This is a genomic window from uncultured Sneathiella sp., from assembly GCF_963973085.1.
GTDB lineage: Bacteria > Pseudomonadota > Alphaproteobacteria > Sneathiellales > Sneathiellaceae > Sneathiella.
Genome location: NZ_CAXAXA010000002.1, coordinates 694,666 through 711,604 on the forward strand (window position 1 = coordinate 694,666; position 16,939 = coordinate 711,604).

Consider the following 16,939-nt stretch of genomic DNA (forward strand, 5'->3'; position numbering starts at 1 on the left):
GGAAATGTCCAACACCCGGTTAACGAGGTACAACTGATGAAAATTTACGGAATCAAGAACTGCGATACCTGCAAAAAGGCGATCAAGTGGCTGAAGGATGAGGGGATTGAGCATCAGTTCCTTGATCTGCGTGCCGATGGTCTGCCGAAGGAGGAACTCGTGCGCTGGATTGACGCCATCGACCGCGACACCCTGATCAACAAGCGTGGAACCACGTACCGCCAGCTGGACGATGCAGCGAAGGCCGAGTTGGAGGGAGTTAATCCGGCGAAGCAGTTACTCGCCGCCCCAACCCTTATGAAACGGCCGATATTCGCGCAGGACGGTCGCTATCTGGTCGGGTTCAAGGAGCCGCAGAAAGCAACTCTCCGGGAATGGGCGACTTAAGTTCCTGACTTAGTCCAATTTTTGCACATAGCACAGGACATGATCGATATCGATCTGGTTCTCGCTGAGCGGCAGGGCAATCACGCGGAGTGGAATCTCGTCGAAGGTGGAGGGGAAATATTCCGTTCCATGCGTGGGTTTACCTGAATTGGCAACGTCCCGAGCGAGGCTGAGAACCCAGTCAACTACCATCGGTGAAAAGTCAATGCCGGGCGACGTCACGGGCTGATGACTTTCATCCCGGGTCACTTGCCTAAGTTCACTGGCGAAGCCATTTTCGAGCTGCAGCCGACCAGCGGCACGGTCACAGTGAACCAGGGTGCAATTCGGCCAGAATTTGCCGATTTTTGCCGTATCCAGATCCTGCCATGTGGGATACCGTTTCCCGCCCCTGATTTCCAGCCAGTAGGAGAGGATGTCCGGCGCGACAGTCTTTTTCTGCCATCCCGGTTTCGCCGCCGGGCGTGCCCAGTTGGAGCGGCGCGGCGGTACGGCGGAGACAGTCTGCGTTTCGGGATCGATCGCTTTCTTGGCCCGTAGGGGCTTCTTCACTGGTCTTGCGGCAGGCTTTGGTTTGCCTTTTGCTGCGACCGGCACGGGTTCGCCGGATTCTTTTTTGAAATCAGGTTCCGCGATGGTGGGAGCGGGTTTGCTTGCCTCAAGTTCATCCGAAAGGGCTTGAAGCCGGTCGGTGATATCGCCTGATTTTACTTTGCGCGGGGAGTTGCTGTCTTTGCTGCGCCTCACCTTGATTCGAGAAAGTGATGCGGCATCGAGACCGCTTTCCATTTCATTATTTTCTTCAACTGTTTCACGCATGTTCGGTCACTTCCACTCAAAGGGACGATTTGTCCAGAACACAATTACAGGATTGCGGCAGAATTTCCGAACCGTGATTGATGACATATTCTTCCAGTGCGGTCTCGAATATGGATTGCGCGGACATTTGCGTATGCGCCGCAATCAGCTTGAGCTGAAGATGGTCTTTTGGCGACATGCGAACGGAAATACGAATGCGCCCAAGCCCGTCTTTCTTGAGCTTGGCAACTTCTTGGGCAATTTCCCTAGCTTTCTCTTCCGCAAGCGGCGAGAACTCACGAGCGGGCGTCGAGTTGACGGGTGTTGCAGGTACTTGCGGGCTTACGACAGGCTCGTCCAGCGATTCTGCAAGTCCATGTGCAACTTCTTCCGTCGTATCGGTCGTGTTGATTTCGTCAATATGGCTTGGCTCCGGACGATCTTCATCCTCGGCAATCCGTGCAAATTCTGAAAGTTCTGCATTTCTAAGGGCGGCTTCCTCCAGATCATGGGAATCATGGTGCGGCTCCGCATATTCACGCACCCGATCATAAATACGGGAGACCTGAGGCTTGCTGCCGTTCGCATTCTTGTCGAGAAGGTTGCTGGGCGCGAGCCGTGTGGATGCCGGTTCCGCTTTGCCTTTGGAGGCAATTAATGAACTGGTTAGGAATGCTGCTTTCATGACAAATCTTCTTCTTGTAAAGGACGTCAGAACTTAGTTATACGCCGCACCATTGCTGGCCGGAGTTGCGCTCAGGTGATGCGAAGGCGGCATCGGATGGTTGGATGTCAACCGCGCGAGCCGTTCCTCGATATAGGACCAGAGCTTGCTGATCTCCTCGCTGGACCGGGAGGAGGGGTTGAGCTCCATGGTCGTGCGACCGTCGATCATGCTGGAGGCGAAATCGACGCGCTGATGGATAATGGCCGGCGCAAGTGTCCCGTGCTGAGACAACGCAATTGCGGCCTCACTGGTGATCCGGGCACGCGGCGTCGCGCCATTGACGACAAAGATGAGCGAGGTATTCAATCCCTCGGCCAGTTCCACTGTCGCCCCGACAGCGCGCAGGTCATGCGGGCTCGGCCGGGTCGGAATGATCAGCAGATCGGCGAGGTTGATCACATTCGCAATCGTCGAGGTGATGGCCGGCGGCGTATCGACGAAGAGCAGCTTGATGCCCATCTTCTCCATCCGTCCGATATCGGCCTCCAGTCGCTCAACTGTCGTGCGGGCAAATAGTGGTGTTTCCGCCTCGCGTTCGTTCCACCATTCGGACAGGCTGCCCTGCGGGTCCGTGTCGACAAGTGCCACTGGCCCCTGTCCGGCCATTTCGGCCTGCACGGCGAGATGTCCGGCAAGCGTCGTTTTGCCTGAACCACCCTTTTGTGATGCAACTGCGATAACCTTCATCAGAACTCTCCTGCTCGGTACTTTGGAGCCGGAGCCGACAAACCATGTTTCAGGCAGGTCTGGGCACTCCAGCTGTTGTCCCATGGAGCGAAATTAGCGATGAAAACTTAAAAGAGAATTACGAATTAAGCCGAATCTTAGCAAAAAATTAGTAAAATTTTACAGACGGCCGGGCTGCAGCTTCAAAGCCCTAAAGCATGAACTGCTCGTCGAGGATGCGTTTCTCCAGATTATGTTCCGGATCAAACAGCAGCCGGATTGTGATATCCCGCTTCTCCTCAATTGTCACCGTCGAGACGTCCCGCACCTCTACGGCGTCGGCAACGGCGCTGACGGGTCGTTTTGCGGCCTCGCGCACGGTCAGTTCTATCCGCGCCTCGCGCGGCAGGATGGCGCCACGCCAGCGACGGGGACGAAAGGCGCTGATTGGCGTCAGGGCCAGAACACCGGCATTTACCGGCAGGATCGGGCCATGGGCGGAATAGTTATAGGCGGTGCTGCCGGCGGGTGTTGCGACCAGTACCCCGTCACAGGTGAGTTCTTCAACCTTGACATGCCCGTCGATGGATATCTGTATTTTCGCCGTCTGCCGACTTTCACGAAGCAGGGAAACCTCGTTAATGGCAAGGGCCTCTACCTTTTGCCCATGCATATCCACGGCTTCCATCCTGAGCGGATGAAGTTCGGTAATTTCACCGGCGTCCAGGCGTTCGATCAGATTGTTTTCCTCATATTTGTTGAGCAAAAAACCGATTGTACCCTTGTTCATACCATAGATGGGAGTGCTCGAACTCATGAAGGAATGCATGGTTTCCAGCATAAATCCGTCCCCACCGAGGGCGACGATAATATCCGCCTCTTCTGCAGGAACATGGCCGTAGCGCGTAATGAGGGTTTCTTTCGCCGTTTGCGCATCTTCCGATTCGCTGGCCGTAAAATGAATTTTCATCCGTCGTTAACCGCCCGTCACACTCATGTGGCGGGGAACCGCCGGCCTGTCATCGGAATTCCGGTCGATGACAAAATCATGGCCCTTGGGTTTGCGGCCGATGGCTTCGTCAATCGCTGTATCAAGCGCGGCCAGACCATTTTCACCGCGTAAAGTAGCTTTCAGATCTGCCTTGTCTTCCTGACCCAGACACATATAGAGCATCCCGGTGCAAGTCAGGCGCACGCGATTACAGCTTTCGCAGAAGTTATGGGTGAGGGGCGTAATAAAGCCAATCCGCCCGCCGGTTTCCGCCACATCGAAATAATCCGACGGACCGCCGGTCCGGTAGGCGGAGGGCGTCAATGTCCAGCGTTGGCCAAGCTGCTTCTTGACCTCGGAAAGGGGCAGATACTGATCCGAACGCTGCCCGTCGATCAGGCCCATGGGCATGGTTTCGATAAAGGTGATATCCATGCCCTCGTCGCCGGTCCACTTTATCAAGTCATTGAATTCATGTTCATTAAAGCCCTTTAGCGCGACCGTATTTATCTTGATCCTGAGCCCTGCCTCTTTGGCCGTCTGGAGGCTGGCCATGACTTTTTCGAAATTGCCCCAGCGGGTGATATCCTGAAACTGATAGGGGTTAAGCGTATCGAGTGAGACATTGAGCCGCCGCACGCCCGCGTCGTAAAGCTCATGCGCATATTTGCCGAGCTGGCTGCCGTTGGTGGTCAGGGTCAACTCGTCCAGCTCCCCGCTCTTGATATAGAGGCCGAGGTTCCGGAAGAGTTCCATAATGCCCTTACGGACCAACGGTTCGCCACCAGTGATGCGGATCTTGCGGACGCCTTTGCGGATAAAGGCCGCCGAAACCATTTCCAACTCTTCCAGGCTGAGCACGTCCTTCTTCGGCAGGAAGGTCATATTTTCCGACATGCAGTATTTGCAGCGGAAATCGCACCGGTCCGTCACGGATACCCTGAGGTAATCAATTGTTCTGCCAAATGGATCAATCACGACTTTTTATTCCAGAAAAGAGGAACGACCATACTTCTTCTTTAAAAGTATATTGTTAAATGCGATTTGCAAGCAATGACGGAAATGAATGGCAGTTGTCTAGCAGGCGGCTGCGTATCTGACCTTTCCGGTCGTGAAATCGTCATTGCGAAGGGCCGATGTCGCTGCCTCCTCGGACAGGAGGTCATACAGATCCATTGGGGCGGATACCGCCGGGGACAAAATGGAAGCATTTTTATCCCGTATGGAGGCTGTGAGGTCGTAAATGGACTTGAAGATAACCCGATCGATATTCAGGCTGCGGCAGGCGACGGCAATAATCTCCGGATTCTCCGCATAGATAAAATACCGGACCTTTTCGATATCCATATCCAGTAGCTTCGCGAAAGCAAACTCAAACAGATCGATCTCCCCCTGATTGAGAGACTTGATGAGGAAGCGGGTGGACAGATCGCCGGATTTATGAAGTTTCTCCACCAGCCGTAAGGATGGATCGCTGTCGTCTGAAATGCGGTCGATTGTTTGTTCCCGGTCGTGGATGTCAACTTCGAGCAAACGGGCATCAATGTCGAATTTTTCGCAAATATGCTCCCGCAACGACATGGAGACCCAGCGATACATTTTTTCAGCAATAGGTTTGGGCAGGAACGGACGTTCGAGAAGCGGGCGCTGATATTCGGTCATGAATTCGGATTGCATGCAAATCTGGGTCAGAAGATCCATGGATATCTGCGCTGTCTCGTTCTGTATCACCGTGACGGTTATATCGGTATCGTCCAGATTGCAAAGGGCGGAGCAGACCTGCGCGCTTATATTGTCGCGCGCGGCAACAGCAAGGCGATGCTGTTTCGAGCGATGCATTATGATTTCCAGCAAGTCATTTTCTGCAAGCAAGCCGCAATCACGCAGGATCGGCAGTGCCACCTCGATTTCATCATTGGCGAGAAAGATCATAAGAGCCTTGGGAATATCCCGCTTTTGCGCTAGGTTTTTTGCGAAATTCGCGCGGATCGATTTTTCGACATCGGCAGTAATCCGGTAGATGATGTCCGCCATGATTTCCTTTTCGGAATTTGAAAAGGTCTTATGGTCAGTGATCAGAAACTCGCCGATGCGCTCGTACAGGAATTCCCGCTGTTCCGGTGTTTTAGATTCGGCCAGCCCGACAAGGACCTTTATTTCATCTAGATTGTCTCGATTGGCCGTTTTCATCACCAAGCTGTCCAAAGGAATTGAATGTCTTTGGAATAACCTAGTGGTTTATTGTTAAGGAAAGCTTAAAACGGGGAGCCAATGCGCCTGTATCGGACGATCTAACAACCTCAATGCGCAAGGGGCAGGCGGATCTTAAAGCGGCTGCCATCGGACAGGCTGCTTTTCACCGTGATATTACCGCCCATCAGCCGCGCCAGCTTCAAAGAGAGGGTCAGCCCAAGTCCAACGCCATCGGTACCGCGGTTGTAAACGCCTTCATGGGCCTGTTTGAAGGCTTCGAATATCTTCTCCTGATCCTCCTCGGCAATACCGGGACCGGTATCCCATACTGTGATATCGACGAAGGTATCGTCAATGATCTCATATTCGATGCCGATGGTTCCGCCGCGCGGCGTGAATTTGACCGCATTGCCGAGAATATTGACGAGGATCTGCAGACATCTCGTCGGATCAACGGCCAGATTAATGTCTTCTGTAATCCGGGTTCCGATTATCTCAAGGCTCTTCTCCCGTGCGTGATTTTGCACCAGCACGTAGGCATCTCCCACCATGCCGGCGAGGGGGGTGCTGACAATCTCGATCGGGATTTTATCGCTTTCGATCCGGGCGATATCAAGAATATCCTCGATCAGGCTCAGTAAATGCTTGCCGGAATTCAGGATATCGCCGACATATTCGCGGTATTTATCGTTGATGGGACCAAAGGTTTCCAGACCGATAACCTCAGCAAAACCGATGACGGCATTGAGAGGTGTGCGGAGTTCATGGCTCATGTTCGCGAGGAAGTTATCCTTTGCCTTTGCCGACTCCAGAGCTTTCTTCGCGGTTACTTCAAGCTGGATGTTCTTTTTGGTGATTTCATTAATGGCGCGCTCTAAGTCCGCTTTTGAGGACAGGGCCTCGTCTTCCGCCAGAAGCCGCGCCGTGATATCGTCGCTTGTGCCGCGGTAGCCGATATAGCGGCCCTTTTCATTGAAAACAGGCACGCCGGACATATTGAAAATCTTGTATTCGCCGCTGGTATCCTGAATTTCGAGGGGGACAGACCGGAAGGGAACATGTTTTTCCATGGCGTCTTCGGCCTTGTTGCCACCGTCCACCTCCGGCTTAAACACACCGAGGTCAGAGAGTTTCTTGTTCTTCAGCAGCATCGGGGGCAGGCCCACCGCCTGGACCACCCGGTCAGAAACAAAAGTCAGGCGGCCATCCGCATCGGTTTCCCAGATCCAGTCGGACGCGGCGCGGGTAATATCCAGAAACCGCCGCTTCTCTTCTTTCAGCTTGGCTTCCGCATTCACCTGGCGTGTTGAATTGATGAAGCTGCCGCAGATCGCAATCAGTTGCTCATCATCATCGAAAATCGGAAAGTGGCGGGAAAGGAAATACTCCGTCTCTTTTCCTGAGCGGAGCGAAAGCTGGCGAGTTTCTGTTTCTGCCGTTTCCGCAATACGCTTGACGATATCAAGGTGATCCTGGGGCAGGGTGGGAAGGATTTGGTCCTCGACCCGCTGTGCAGCGCCGGGACGGAAATGTTCTTTATATCCCTGATTGGCATAGATGACGGTACCGTCAGGACGGGCCATATACATAGGCGGAGCCTGTTCAAACACCGCATCGAAAAATTCACGGCTAATGATCCCCTGCATCACCGGAAAGTCCGATCCGCCGGGTTTCTTCATATCTGAATGAAGCGATACCACGCTTCCTTGCCCCCGTTCCGTCATTTACTCATAACATGCAACAAACATGTCCCCTGGTACTAATATAAGCCACCCTGGAATCAGAGATATACCCGATCATCGTCGTCAAGATCGTTGTCGAGCTTATCAATGACGTCCAGATAATCACGTTCCAACTGCCAGAAGCGCAAGGTTACCTGCGCATTCTTTGTCGAAACTTTATCATAAAATTTCATAATAATCTCTACTTCTTCGGGTTTTGTCGTATTTTGCGCTTTTGCGCTGACGGAAATGTTGCGTGTCAGCAGGTAAATAGTCGAGAATCCGCTGCGGCTGAATTCCAGGGCTTTGAGGACAACAATCAGTGCTTCTGCATTGGGATCATAGATAAATCGGCTGATTTTCTCGTAACCCAGTCCGGAAAGCTCGGCCAGACCAATAAGGAAAAGGCGAATTTGCCGTCCACGTAGTGCCTGAACTAGGAATTTTTCGTTAAGTTCCTTGCGTTTGACCAGTTCCGCCACCAGCTTGTCCGCGTTTGAGCTGTTTTCGGCGATGTCAAATCGGTATTCCGTCTTGGCGGCGGCGACGATTTTCTCGTTCAGCTCCAGTTCGTCAATCTCGAAATGTTCCAGAATATGGCGCCGCAGGGCGGCCGATACCCACCAGAACATCTTATGCGCGAGATCCGATGGGATATCATGGCGGGCAATTAGTGGTTCCTGAAATCGATCGATCCGGCGTGATTCCTCAACCAGATACTCCATGCTCTTGCGGGAAATCTTGGCATCGCCATTTTCTATCAGATGCGAAATCACATCTTCATCACCATGGCTTATCAGAAGGTCGCTTACCACCGCGTTCAGGTCATCGCGCTCTGCGATTGCCAGTAGATGCTCCTTGCTGCGGTTCTGAATAATTTCAACTAGGTCAGGTTCGGCGAGAAGATGGCTTTTGAACAAAATCGGCCGGGCCACCTCAATTTCATCATTGGCAAGAAGCGTGATCAGGCCATGGGGAACATCTTCCAGGCCGGCGAGTTCTTCGGCAAGATTCTGGCGGATGGTCGTTTCAATCTCACTCAGGAGCTTGGTCATGATACCGATGATGAGCGCTTGTTCCTGTTCGCTCAGACGTTCCTTGTCATGCAGAAACAGGTCACTGATATTACTGAATAGCTGACGGCGGCCGCGCTTGCTGCTGTCCTTCGACAGTGCAATCAACCGTGCGAGCTCTTCATCCTGGTCTGCTGTCATAACCTATCCGTTTTCTGCCGTATCATGGCCGGTCATCACGCTCGGATCGGGGACCCTTCAGGCAGGCCTGATGGGTCCGGTCCAGACAATAAATCATACCGGCGCAAGTCAATTTTAACGCCCTAACATGAAACCTTGACATTAAATTCCGGTTAATTGTCCGGTGGTACGCGCTAATTAAGTTGCCGGAAGAACATATTATTGCCATGAAACCATGCGTTTTACTGCGCAAAGGGCAAGATTCCATCTCATTTTACTAAGTTGAAGCGCAGAAGAAAGCTGTAATTTGATGCAATTCAGGAAAACAGACAGTTTTCGGAGGATTTATGACGATATCTCATTATCTTCGTGAAGAATTTTCAATATTTTACAATTCGTTAATACTGTCAGGTCAGAATGGTTCGGAATTTCCATGGGTATCATTTTTTCGAGTAGCGTTGGTAACCGGTAAAGTTGGGGAAAAACTGTGACTGAAGATTATCATGAACTGACGAGGCTGATCGAGCGCCTTCACCGTCGCTTTCTGGACGTTTTGAGAACAGAGCTTACGATGATGGATATCACGGATATCAACGCCGTGCAGGCTTTGCTGCTCGCAAATATCGGCGAGGAGGAAATCAATGTCCGGGAGCTGATGTCGCGGGGATATTACCAGGGTTCCAATGCCTCCTACAATCTGAAGAAACTTGTCGAGATGGGGTATCTTTTGCAGGAAAAATCCGAGCGGGATCGTCGCGCCACCATGATTCGCCTTTCTGAGAAGGGGCTGGGCATGGTTGAAAAACTGACATCCTTGGAGGAAAAGCAGGCGGATTTGCTGGCCCGCTCAAATCCGGCGCCGGATATTGCGGAAACACGCAAGCATTTGCGCCAGATCGAGCGAATCTGGACAGATTATATCCAGTACGGAGCACAGTAAGCCCCGACTTTATTACCATATATCCCTGTCTTCAATCGCCGACACGGACCGGCGATGCACCTCTCCGCGCGCATTAACAAATTTTTAACGATTTTCCCATAGGCTATTAATCGCGGATATCCGCATCTTTTATTTGGATTGATTTTTGTGGCGAAAGAGAGGAGTTGCGTTATGGACGTGACCCCGTTTTCAAAATTTAACCCCATGATGTCCACGCCGAAATCCGGCGCGCGTGAGGAACGTGATGATATGGACAACTCTGCAGATGAAAGTGTTTCCAATTCCGACGCGACGACCGCTGTTGCCGGCGATCCGATAAAGCGCGCGGAGGCAGCTATCGGTGCCTTTTTCGCTGATGAGCGCTATCCCACGGGTCGTTTTTCCATTGATCAGGATGAAGACAGCGGCCGTTATGTCTATCGACTGGTTGATCGGGAAACCGACGAGGTGTTGAAGCAGTTTCCTGGTGACTATGTTCTGCGTCGTGTCGCCTTTTATCGCGAATTGCAGGGCCTGGCCATTAACAACGAAGTTTGACATCACGTTCCGAACTAGATGACCTGATTGATCGCAATCGCGCCATTGACGGCGCGGGTATTCCTGTTGGATAGGGGGTCCGAGACGGATGCGCGCGATGTATAGGCACTGGGCGGCGCTTTCTTCTTCGCGATTTCGTCTGCAACCGATCTGACCAGCCCCTCCGTCACGGTGCGTGCCGTCGACAGTTTCCTGAAATGCTTGTCCAGAATGGCGTAAAATTCCTCGCTGGTCTCTTTTAACCGGTCAATATCCGTTCTGGGGAAAGCCTTGTAAGCCTCCGGGTTGCTTTTGATCAGCGACATCTGCTGGTTATAGGTGGCAACCAGACGTGTTTTTTCATCCAGCGTTGCCTTGAACCCGTCAGGCTTGTGGCTCTCCAGCAGGAGGTTTTCCTCTTTCAATATATCGCACAGGCGCGCGATCATCTTTGTCAGGGCGTCCGGGCTCATCAGCGTAGGTCCGTTATTTGGCGTTTGCTGAGTCATTTACTTCACCTCCTGCAGGGCCAGCATTTCGCGATATACAGCGTCGGCAATCCCGATACTGTTATTGCGGCTCATGGCTTTGGAATATTCGTCGTTCAGCATGCCACGGAACATCTTCTCGGACTCCCCGCCGCCGAACATGTTGTCGGTTTCCAGTCCGGATGACATGGAGTTCAGCACCTGGCTCAGAAAGAAAGCCTCGAATTCCATGGCTGTTTGCCGAATCTGTTCATTGTCCCGGCTTGCGTCTTTTCTGTTGGTCGCGCCCTGTTCGACCAGGAATTTGGGGGCGGCGGCTTGAATATCAGTCATTACATCAACTCTATGTCTGCCTGCAGTGCGCCTGCGGCCTTGATTGCCTGAAGGATGGAAATCATGTCCCGTGGTCCGATGCCAAGGGCGTTCAGCCCGTCTACCAGGTCCTGGAGGCGAACGCCCTCTTTCAGGATGGTCAGTTTCTTGTCGCTGTCATCATCGACCTGGATGTCGGTGCGCGGAACAACGACGGTTTCGCCATTCTCCGAGAAGGGAGCAGGTTGGGACACCTGAGGGGTTTCGGTAATTCGGACGGTCAGGTTACCCTGGGCAATCGCCACGGTATCTACCTTGACCTCGCTTCCGATCACGATAATGCCGGACTGTTCATCGATGACGACGCGGGCCGTCTGATCGGGGTTGACCTGGAGCTGTTCAATATCGGCGAGAAGATCAACCATGTTCGCCCGATCGCTGCCTTCAAGATTAAGGACAACCGTTGACGGGTCGGTCGGTTCGGCAATGCCTTTGCCGATATAGTCATTGATTGCCGCAGCAATGCGGCGGGATGTCGTCAGGTCGGGATTGCGCAGGGAAATGCGCAGGCTGGTCAGAGTGGCGAGATCGAAGCCAAGTTCGCGCTCGACAATCGCGCCATTAACGATCCGGGCGGTTGTCGGCACACCGCGCGTAATGGATTCGGCTGCGCCACCAACGGCAAAACCGGCAACGGTCAGCGTTCCTTGCGCGACGGCATAGACTTCACCGTCCGCCGCCATCAGGGGAGTTACTACAAGAGTGCCGCCCATCAGATTAGTGGCATCCCCGAGGGAACTGACAACAATGTCGATCTTGGTGCCCTGGCGTTGAAAGGGGGGCAGGGTGGCAGTCACGACAACGGCCGCGACGTTCTTTGTCTTCAGCGTCTCCCCGCTGGTGTTTACGCCGAGCCGTTCCAGCATCGAGGTGAGGCTTTGTTCGGTGAAAGGTGAGTTCGCCAGTGAATCGCCCGTGCCATTCAGGCCGACAACCAGCCCGTACCCGACAAGAATGTTGTCGCGAATGCCTTCAAACTCTGCAATATCCTTGACGCGCGAGGCGGCATTTGCCGCATCGAACGACCAGAAAAAGCAGCTGAGCGCAACGAACAACGCCATCAACGGGCGGGATTTCGCCTGTATGAAGGTTGCGATTTGCTGGACTAACTTAAAAGCCATCTGTCAATTCCGTTCCTAGAATCCAAAATTTTCTAATTTCGATATTAGTAAAGCGAAAAGCGTGCCAAGTTTAGGACTCCATAAGACATTGTTTTGTATGAGAAATGACCAAAAAAACCGTAATTTTCTCAAAAAAGCGGCAATATCTTCCCCTTGACCGGGAAAGAATGTCCCTTGAGAATGGAGCGTGGCAATAATTGTCATCGCAAGTTTGAAACGGGTAACGGTTACAATATGAAAGTAGGCGGACCAGGTCGGACAAGTTCGACATCGAGTAGCAAGGGCGGTAAAGCTGCGCAAAAGTCCGGGGCAAAATTTTCAGTCGAGAGTGATCCTGTCGAAACGGCTTCTGCGGGCGGTGTCGCCTCTTCCTCTCCCATCAGCTCGATCGAGGCGCTGGTCGCCTTGCAGGGAGTTGACGGGGATGAACCCCGCACCAACAAACGAGCGATCGCCAAAGGGGAAGATCTTCTTACCAAGCTTGAAGTATTGCGAGACGGTATGCTCAGCGGCAACTTGTCTCCAGACAAGCTCAAGCAGCTGCAGGAGACGCTGTCCGGTTATAAAACCGACGGAGCAGACCCGGAGCTCAAGCAGATTATCGACGAAATCGAAGTCCGGGCGGCCGTCGAGTTGGCGAAGTTCGGGTACTGACCGGATATAGCTATTTTCCCGTTTGATTTTTTTCACGTAAGCCGTTGAATTTCATCCAGCCTTCATAAATATCACGTCATCATCGAATAGGTTGTTGCTAAACACTGCACGATCTTATAATTATGGCCGTTAATTTTTTGAGTGCCATTACCGGTGTACTTAGATATGTGGGAACTGGAGTTGCTTAAATGAACGTTCAAATTCCTGAAGATTATGTGCCGTCCGAAGACGAGCCATTTATGAATTCACGACAGCAGGAATATTTCCGTGCCAAATTAAAAAAATGGCGGAATGAGATTCTGGCGGATGCCAGCCAGACAATTCTGAGCTTGCAGGAAGAAACGGTGAAGGAGCCGGATATTGCTGATCGGGCGTCCACAGAGTCGGAACGGACGCTGGAACTGCGAACGCGTGACCGGCAACGCAAGCTGATCGGCAAAATTGATGCGGCGCTCCGCCGGATTGATGAAGGTCAGTATGGCTACTGCGTCGAGACAGGGGAGCCAATCTCGCTCAAACGGCTCGAAGCCCGGCCCGTTGCGACTTTGAGTCTGGAGGCGCAGGAACGCCACGAGCGACGCGAAAAGAGCTATCGCGACGATTAGATCTCCGCGTGAGAGATGAGACAATAAAAAAGCCGGTTCGCATGGAACCGGCTTTTTCTTTGGTCTTGGCTTACCCTTAGAAGGGGAAGATGATGTCGAAGAGTTGCTGACCATAGCGTCCCTGCTGGACGTCGGTCAGGTGACCCCGGCCGCCATAGGCGATGCGGGCTTCGGCAATCTTTGACGATTCAATGGTGTTGGCGGAGGTAATGTCCTCGGGCCGGACAACACCGGTAACCGACAGATCCCGGCTTTCGAAATTGACCCGGACTTCCTGACGGCCGACAATCACCATATTTCCGTTTGGCAGGATCTGGGTGACGATGGCCGCAATCTCCATATTAATGGTTTCATTGCGGTTGACGGCGCCGGACCCGCTGACGCTGTGGTCACTGCCCAGATCAATGAGATCTGCGGATGTGGTGCCTTCCGGGAGGACCTTTGTGACCTGCGATTCAAGGCCAAATAATCCGGCGAATCCGGCCGACTCTGAGCTTGCCCGCGTTGTATCGGTTGAATTGTTTAGTGTCGCCTTGTCTTCGATCTCCACCATGACCGTTACGATATCACCCACCTGGTTGGCGCGCTGGTCTTTGAAGAACGCCTTTGAGCCGGGCCGCCAGAGCGAGTTGGCCTGCTGCAGCACGGGTTCAGGCCGCGGCATTGGCATGGAGACAGGCTGATACCCTTGCTGTGCGACCGGGTTTTCGATTTTCGAGAGCGGCGGTTCCGATCCGACATTGGCAAGACGGGTGAAGAAGTTACAGCCAGACAGACTGACGGCAAGGCCGACAATCAGAAGCAGCCGATAAATGGATTTAAACTGGGTCATTGTTGCGGCTCCTTTAGTTTGTGATGGCGCTGGCAGAGGCCAACTGCGGCTGACGGGTGAGGATGCGAACTTCCTGTTCACTGATCACCTGGGCCTGGATAATCTTGCGGCTGTTGATATTCTCAACGCGGATTATATCATCCTCTCCACCAGGTTCCAGCGTGCGACCGGTAATCGACAGATACATGCCGCCCTGCTCAAGAATAACAGCGACCAGCTTGCCTTTTTCAATCATCACCGGATCGCCAAGGTTACTCATGTTGATCGGCACGCCTGAGCGGACACCCCGGCGCGGGCTCTTGCCGATCAGCAAGGAGGCATCGGTGATAACCCGGTGGTTAACTTTGCTGGCCCGCTCTGCCTTGTAGTCAATGTCGCTTTCGCGAATTTCCTGACCGGCGGATTTGAACTGACGCAGGACAGGTACCAGAACCTGCTCATGAACCTGCCCGGAAAGCCGGATTCGCTGCCCATTCTCCGAATTGGCGGGCGCGAGGATTTCAGCGAAGAACTGACCGTTGTTCTTGTTGTAATAGAGATTTTCGACGGAAACCGTCTGTGGCGCATCGGCCGCGACCTTGATATTCAGGTTTTGCGTCGAAAGGCTCATTTCAAACAGATCGAGGTCGGTCTCATATTCCAGTGCGGCGCGGAGCTGATCGACAACAACCTGCTGCGAGATATTTGCTCCCGGACGGCGCACGGCAATGCGCCGGATTGGTGTTGCCGGACGCCAGTCCAGTCCTTGAGACTGTACATAGCGGGCAACAGAAATCGCCTTGAAGATGGTCGATTTACCGGGTGCCGGGGCAGGGGCGATTACCTTACCTGCCTTGTCACCTGCGCCGGTGAAAATATCCCCGAGGGTGATCTGCTCGCCTTCGACGGTAATGTCGCGGCGCAGGGTGATGCTGTCGCTGGCGAAGGCAATGGTCGGCGCAGTAACGGCGACCATCAGGGTTATAACGAGTGCAATATATTTCATAGCAATCTCTTTCTTTCTAGAAAGGTTTTATCGTCCGAGCTGGTTGGTGACGGACATCATTTCATCGGCGGCCGTAATAGTTTTGGAATTCATTTCATAGGCACGCTGGGCGCTGATCAGCTGGGTGATTTCCTGCACCGCATTCACGTTGGACATCTCAAGATAACCCTGGCGCAATGTGCCGAAACCCGTGGAACCGGGCACACCAATAGTCGGCGAACCGGAAGCGGTGCTTTCTTTATAAAGGCTATCACCGAGAGGCTGCAATCCGCCTTCGTTGAAGAAGATGGCAAGATCAAGCTGGCCCACCGTCTGCAGGTTAACCTGACCGTCAATCTGAACCTCAACTTCCCCGCTTGGGTTGATCGTCACGCTGGTGGCGTCCTGGGGGACGGTTATACTGGGAATGACGGTAAAGCCGTCTTGCGTAACAAGTTCCCCAGACGGGCTGAGCTGCATGGAACCGGCGCGGCTGTATGCTTCCTCTCCGCTTGGCAGAAGAACCCGAAAGTAACCCTCGCCCTGAATGGCCAAGTCATATGTGTTGCCAGTGGCATCCAAAGCACCCTGATCCGTGATCCGGTAAACGGACGCGGTTTTCACACCGACGCCGATCTGGATGCCAGCCGGGACGATAGTGCCTGCATCGGACGAGGCCGCACCGGCGCGTTCCATGTCCTGATAGAGCAGGTCCTGAAACTCAGCGCGCTGGCGCTTGAAGCCGGTGGTGGTCATATTTGCGATGTTGTTGGAGATAACATCAACGTTAAGCTGCTGGGCCAACATACCTGTGGCGGCAATACCGAGTGCTCGCATGATCTAATTCCTTCTCTACTGTACCGTTGGCATTTCTTCGATGGCTTTCATCTGCATGTCATGTTCTGAATCCAGCAGTTTCTGAGCCGATTGATAGGCGCGCATGATGTCGATCATTGCCGTCATCTCAAGGATGGGCTGGACATTCGACTTCTCCAGGGTGCGCTGCATGATTTGGACATCCACGGCCGGGACCGACGCGTAGTCTTCCGCATCATAGAGGCCGTTGCCGACCTGTTTCAGAATTTGCGGGTTGTTGAATTTAACGACGTCGATCTTCTGCGTCTGGCCTTCCCCGGTCGTTATCGTTCCATCGGGGGCGATAGAAACGTCTTGAAATTGGACATCGACCTTGATCGTCCGGCCATTTTCATCCAGCAGCGGTTGGTTGTTGATACTGACGATCGTTCCCTCTGTATCGAGACGGAAGCTGCCATTCCGCGTATAGCGGACGCCATCTGGAGTTTCAATCGAGAAATAGCCGTCGCCACTGATCGCGATGTCAAGCGGCCGACCAGTGCGGGTAAACTCGCCCTCGCGCAGATCGCGATAGCTGCCATAATCCTGCACAAAGGAGACATCATCCTCATTCAGGCGTTTCACCAGAAATTCTTCAAACAGCGGATGTTCGGCCTTGAAGGCGGTCGTGTTGACGTTTGCGAGGTTGTTCGCGGTAATATCCATGCGCCGTTTCAGCGCCATCTGTTGCGACAAACCAATAAAGACTGCGTTTTCCATTTTTTCTGCCTTTCTGGCACAAAGTGTTCTGCCCCTTCATATGCAGACGCCGTGCCAGAATAAAATATCAATAAAAACAATCTATTAGGAATATGTTTAGGATGAAATCGGAAGGTTTGGGGGCGAAAAACTAACCGTGTCCGGCAAATTTTACCCATCAAACGGCACCGATTAATCGATCCCTAGCGGGCGGCCA

Annotated in this window: 20 protein-coding genes; 5 read left to right on the plus strand and 15 right to left on the minus strand. The window is 53.0% G+C overall.

The genetic code is table 11. The annotated features are described in order from the left end of the window. The first annotated feature begins 36 nt into the window (after nt 1–36). Entirely contained in the window at nt 37–387 is a 351-nt protein-coding gene (locus AACZ19_RS07650; protein WP_339632611.1) for a Spx/MgsR family RNA polymerase-binding regulatory protein, read from the plus strand. A gap of 9 nt (nt 388–396) precedes the next feature. On the opposite strand, the gene AACZ19_RS07655 is transcribed toward AACZ19_RS07650, so the two are convergent. The 8 genes from AACZ19_RS07655 to AACZ19_RS07690 form a co-directional block, all read right to left on the minus strand. Further along, nucleotides 397–1,206, minus strand: a complete 810-nt coding sequence (locus tag AACZ19_RS07655) for a hypothetical protein (protein ID WP_339632613.1) — start codon at nt 1,204–1,206, stop codon at nt 397–399. A 16-nt stretch (nt 1,207–1,222) separates the two neighbouring features. Then, nucleotides 1,223–1,870, minus strand: coding sequence for a hypothetical protein (locus AACZ19_RS07660; protein WP_339632615.1), 648 nt, complete (start codon nt 1,868–1,870; stop codon nt 1,223–1,225). Nucleotides 1,871–1,903: 33 nt separating this feature from the next. After that, nucleotides 1,904–2,599, minus strand: a complete 696-nt coding sequence (locus AACZ19_RS07665; protein WP_339632617.1) for a ParA family protein — start codon at nt 2,597–2,599, stop codon at nt 1,904–1,906. A gap of 190 nt (nt 2,600–2,789) precedes the next feature. Next, on the minus strand, nt 2,790–3,548 hold the full coding sequence (locus AACZ19_RS07670; protein ID WP_339632619.1) for an NAD kinase: 759 nt from the start codon (nt 3,546–3,548) through the stop codon (nt 2,790–2,792). Between the two features lie 6 nt (nt 3,549–3,554). Continuing rightward, entirely contained in the window at nt 3,555–4,547 is a 993-nt protein-coding gene (gene moaA, locus AACZ19_RS07675; RefSeq protein ID WP_339632620.1) for a GTP 3',8-cyclase MoaA, read from the minus strand. Nucleotides 4,548–4,646: 99 nt separating this feature from the next. Then, nucleotides 4,647–5,759: a DUF2336 domain-containing protein gene (locus AACZ19_RS07680; protein WP_339632622.1), complete on the minus strand. Its 1,113-nt coding sequence runs from the start codon at nt 5,757–5,759 to the stop codon at nt 4,647–4,649. Between the two features lie 110 nt (nt 5,760–5,869). After that, on the minus strand, nt 5,870–7,462 hold the full coding sequence (locus tag AACZ19_RS07685) for an ATP-binding protein (protein WP_339632623.1): 1,593 nt from the start codon (nt 7,460–7,462) through the stop codon (nt 5,870–5,872). An 80-nt stretch (nt 7,463–7,542) separates the two neighbouring features. Then, nucleotides 7,543–8,697: a DUF2336 domain-containing protein gene (locus AACZ19_RS07690; RefSeq protein WP_339632625.1), complete on the minus strand. Its 1,155-nt coding sequence runs from the start codon at nt 8,695–8,697 to the stop codon at nt 7,543–7,545. A gap of 466 nt (nt 8,698–9,163) precedes the next feature. Between AACZ19_RS07690 and AACZ19_RS07695 the strand changes: the two genes are divergently transcribed. Next, on the plus strand, nt 9,164–9,616 hold the full coding sequence (locus AACZ19_RS07695; protein ID WP_339632627.1) for a winged helix DNA-binding protein: 453 nt from the start codon (nt 9,164–9,166) through the stop codon (nt 9,614–9,616). A 171-nt stretch (nt 9,617–9,787) separates the two neighbouring features. Next, nucleotides 9,788–10,153 carry a flagellar protein FlaG gene (locus AACZ19_RS07700; protein WP_339632629.1) on the plus strand — a complete coding sequence of 122 codons (366 nt, stop codon included), beginning with the start codon at nt 9,788–9,790 and terminating at the stop codon, nt 10,151–10,153. A 14-nt stretch (nt 10,154–10,167) separates the two neighbouring features. On the opposite strand, the gene AACZ19_RS07705 is transcribed toward AACZ19_RS07700, so the two are convergent. The 3 genes from AACZ19_RS07705 to AACZ19_RS07715 are packed head-to-tail and all read right to left on the minus strand — an operon-like array spanning nt 10,168 to nt 12,113. Then, nucleotides 10,168–10,641 carry a hypothetical protein gene (locus AACZ19_RS07705; protein WP_339632631.1) on the minus strand — a complete coding sequence of 158 codons (474 nt, stop codon included), beginning with the start codon at nt 10,639–10,641 and terminating at the stop codon, nt 10,168–10,170. Then, a complete protein-coding gene (locus AACZ19_RS07710; RefSeq protein WP_339632633.1) occupies nt 10,642–10,953 on the minus strand; it encodes a rod-binding protein in 312 nt (103 codons plus the stop codon). Continuing rightward, on the minus strand, nt 10,953–12,113 hold the full coding sequence (locus tag AACZ19_RS07715; RefSeq protein ID WP_339632636.1) for a flagellar basal body P-ring protein FlgI: 1,161 nt from the start codon (nt 12,111–12,113) through the stop codon (nt 10,953–10,955). The genes AACZ19_RS07710 and AACZ19_RS07715 overlap by 1 nt, the downstream gene beginning before the upstream one ends. A 180-nt stretch (nt 12,114–12,293) precedes the next feature. Between AACZ19_RS07715 and AACZ19_RS07720 the strand changes: the two genes are divergently transcribed. Together AACZ19_RS07720 and dksA are read left to right on the plus strand one after the other, a co-directional pair. Next, complete coding sequence (locus AACZ19_RS07720) at nt 12,294–12,767, plus strand: flagellar assembly protein FliX (protein ID WP_339632734.1); 474 nt, start codon at nt 12,294–12,296, stop codon at nt 12,765–12,767. 188 nt (nt 12,768–12,955) lie between these two features. After that, complete coding sequence (gene dksA / locus AACZ19_RS07725; protein WP_339632638.1) at nt 12,956–13,372, plus strand: RNA polymerase-binding protein DksA; 417 nt, start codon at nt 12,956–12,958, stop codon at nt 13,370–13,372. A gap of 76 nt (nt 13,373–13,448) precedes the next feature. Here dksA and flgH read toward each other — a convergent pair whose 3' ends face one another. The 4 genes from flgH to flgF are packed head-to-tail and all read right to left on the minus strand — an operon-like array spanning nt 13,449 to nt 16,743. After that, on the minus strand, nt 13,449–14,204 hold the full coding sequence (flgH, locus tag AACZ19_RS07730; RefSeq protein ID WP_339632640.1) for a flagellar basal body L-ring protein FlgH: 756 nt from the start codon (nt 14,202–14,204) through the stop codon (nt 13,449–13,451). 13 nt (nt 14,205–14,217) lie between these two features. Next, the gene (gene flgA / locus AACZ19_RS07735; RefSeq protein WP_339632641.1) at nt 14,218–15,189 is read right to left on the minus strand and encodes a flagellar basal body P-ring formation chaperone FlgA; all 972 of its coding nucleotides are present in this window, start codon (nt 15,187–15,189) and stop codon (nt 14,218–14,220) included. A 27-nt stretch (nt 15,190–15,216) separates the two neighbouring features. Further along, nucleotides 15,217–16,005, minus strand: a complete 789-nt coding sequence (flgG, locus tag AACZ19_RS07740; protein ID WP_339632643.1) for a flagellar basal-body rod protein FlgG — start codon at nt 16,003–16,005, stop codon at nt 15,217–15,219. 15 nt (nt 16,006–16,020) lie between these two features. Continuing rightward, a complete protein-coding gene (gene flgF / locus AACZ19_RS07745) occupies nt 16,021–16,743 on the minus strand; it encodes a flagellar basal-body rod protein FlgF (RefSeq protein WP_339632644.1) in 723 nt (240 codons plus the stop codon). Nucleotides 16,744–16,939: the final 196 nt, after the last annotated feature.

Bases quoted from the DNA above. Each gene is read 5' to 3' on its own strand.
- AACZ19_RS07665 (WP_339632617.1), bottom strand. From the start codon at position 2,599: ATGAAGGTTATCGCAGTTGCATCACAAAAGGGTGGTTCAGGCAAAACG.
- AACZ19_RS07720 (WP_339632734.1), top strand. From the start codon at position 12,294: ATGGAGCGTGGCAATAATTGTCATCGCAAGTTTGAAACGGGTAACGGT.
- AACZ19_RS07680 (WP_339632622.1), bottom strand. From the start codon at position 5,759: ATGAAAACGGCCAATCGAGACAATCTAGATGAAATAAAGGTCCTTGTC.
- AACZ19_RS07710 (WP_339632633.1), bottom strand. From the start codon at position 10,953: ATGACTGATATTCAAGCCGCCGCCCCCAAATTCCTGGTCGAACAGGGC.
- flgG (WP_339632643.1), bottom strand. From the start codon at position 16,005: ATGCGAGCACTCGGTATTGCCGCCACAGGTATGTTGGCCCAGCAGCTT.
- AACZ19_RS07700 (WP_339632629.1), top strand. From the start codon at position 9,788: ATGGACGTGACCCCGTTTTCAAAATTTAACCCCATGATGTCCACGCCG.
- AACZ19_RS07660 (WP_339632615.1), bottom strand. From the start codon at position 1,870: ATGAAAGCAGCATTCCTAACCAGTTCATTAATTGCCTCCAAAGGCAAA.
- flgH (WP_339632640.1), bottom strand. From the start codon at position 14,204: ATGACCCAGTTTAAATCCATTTATCGGCTGCTTCTGATTGTCGGCCTT.
- AACZ19_RS07715 (WP_339632636.1), bottom strand. From the start codon at position 12,113: ATGGCTTTTAAGTTAGTCCAGCAAATCGCAACCTTCATACAGGCGAAA.
- dksA (WP_339632638.1), top strand. From the start codon at position 12,956: ATGAACGTTCAAATTCCTGAAGATTATGTGCCGTCCGAAGACGAGCCA.
- AACZ19_RS07705 (WP_339632631.1), bottom strand. From the start codon at position 10,641: ATGACTCAGCAAACGCCAAATAACGGACCTACGCTGATGAGCCCGGAC.
- flgA (WP_339632641.1), bottom strand. From the start codon at position 15,189: ATGAAATATATTGCACTCGTTATAACCCTGATGGTCGCCGTTACTGCG.
- flgF (WP_339632644.1), bottom strand. From the start codon at position 16,743: ATGGAAAACGCAGTCTTTATTGGTTTGTCGCAACAGATGGCGCTGAAA.
- AACZ19_RS07690 (WP_339632625.1), bottom strand. From the start codon at position 8,697: ATGACAGCAGACCAGGATGAAGAGCTCGCACGGTTGATTGCACTGTCG.
- AACZ19_RS07650 (WP_339632611.1), top strand. From the start codon at position 37: ATGAAAATTTACGGAATCAAGAACTGCGATACCTGCAAAAAGGCGATC.
- AACZ19_RS07670 (WP_339632619.1), bottom strand. From the start codon at position 3,548: ATGAAAATTCATTTTACGGCCAGCGAATCGGAAGATGCGCAAACGGCG.
- AACZ19_RS07655 (WP_339632613.1), bottom strand. From the start codon at position 1,206: ATGCGTGAAACAGTTGAAGAAAATAATGAAATGGAAAGCGGTCTCGAT.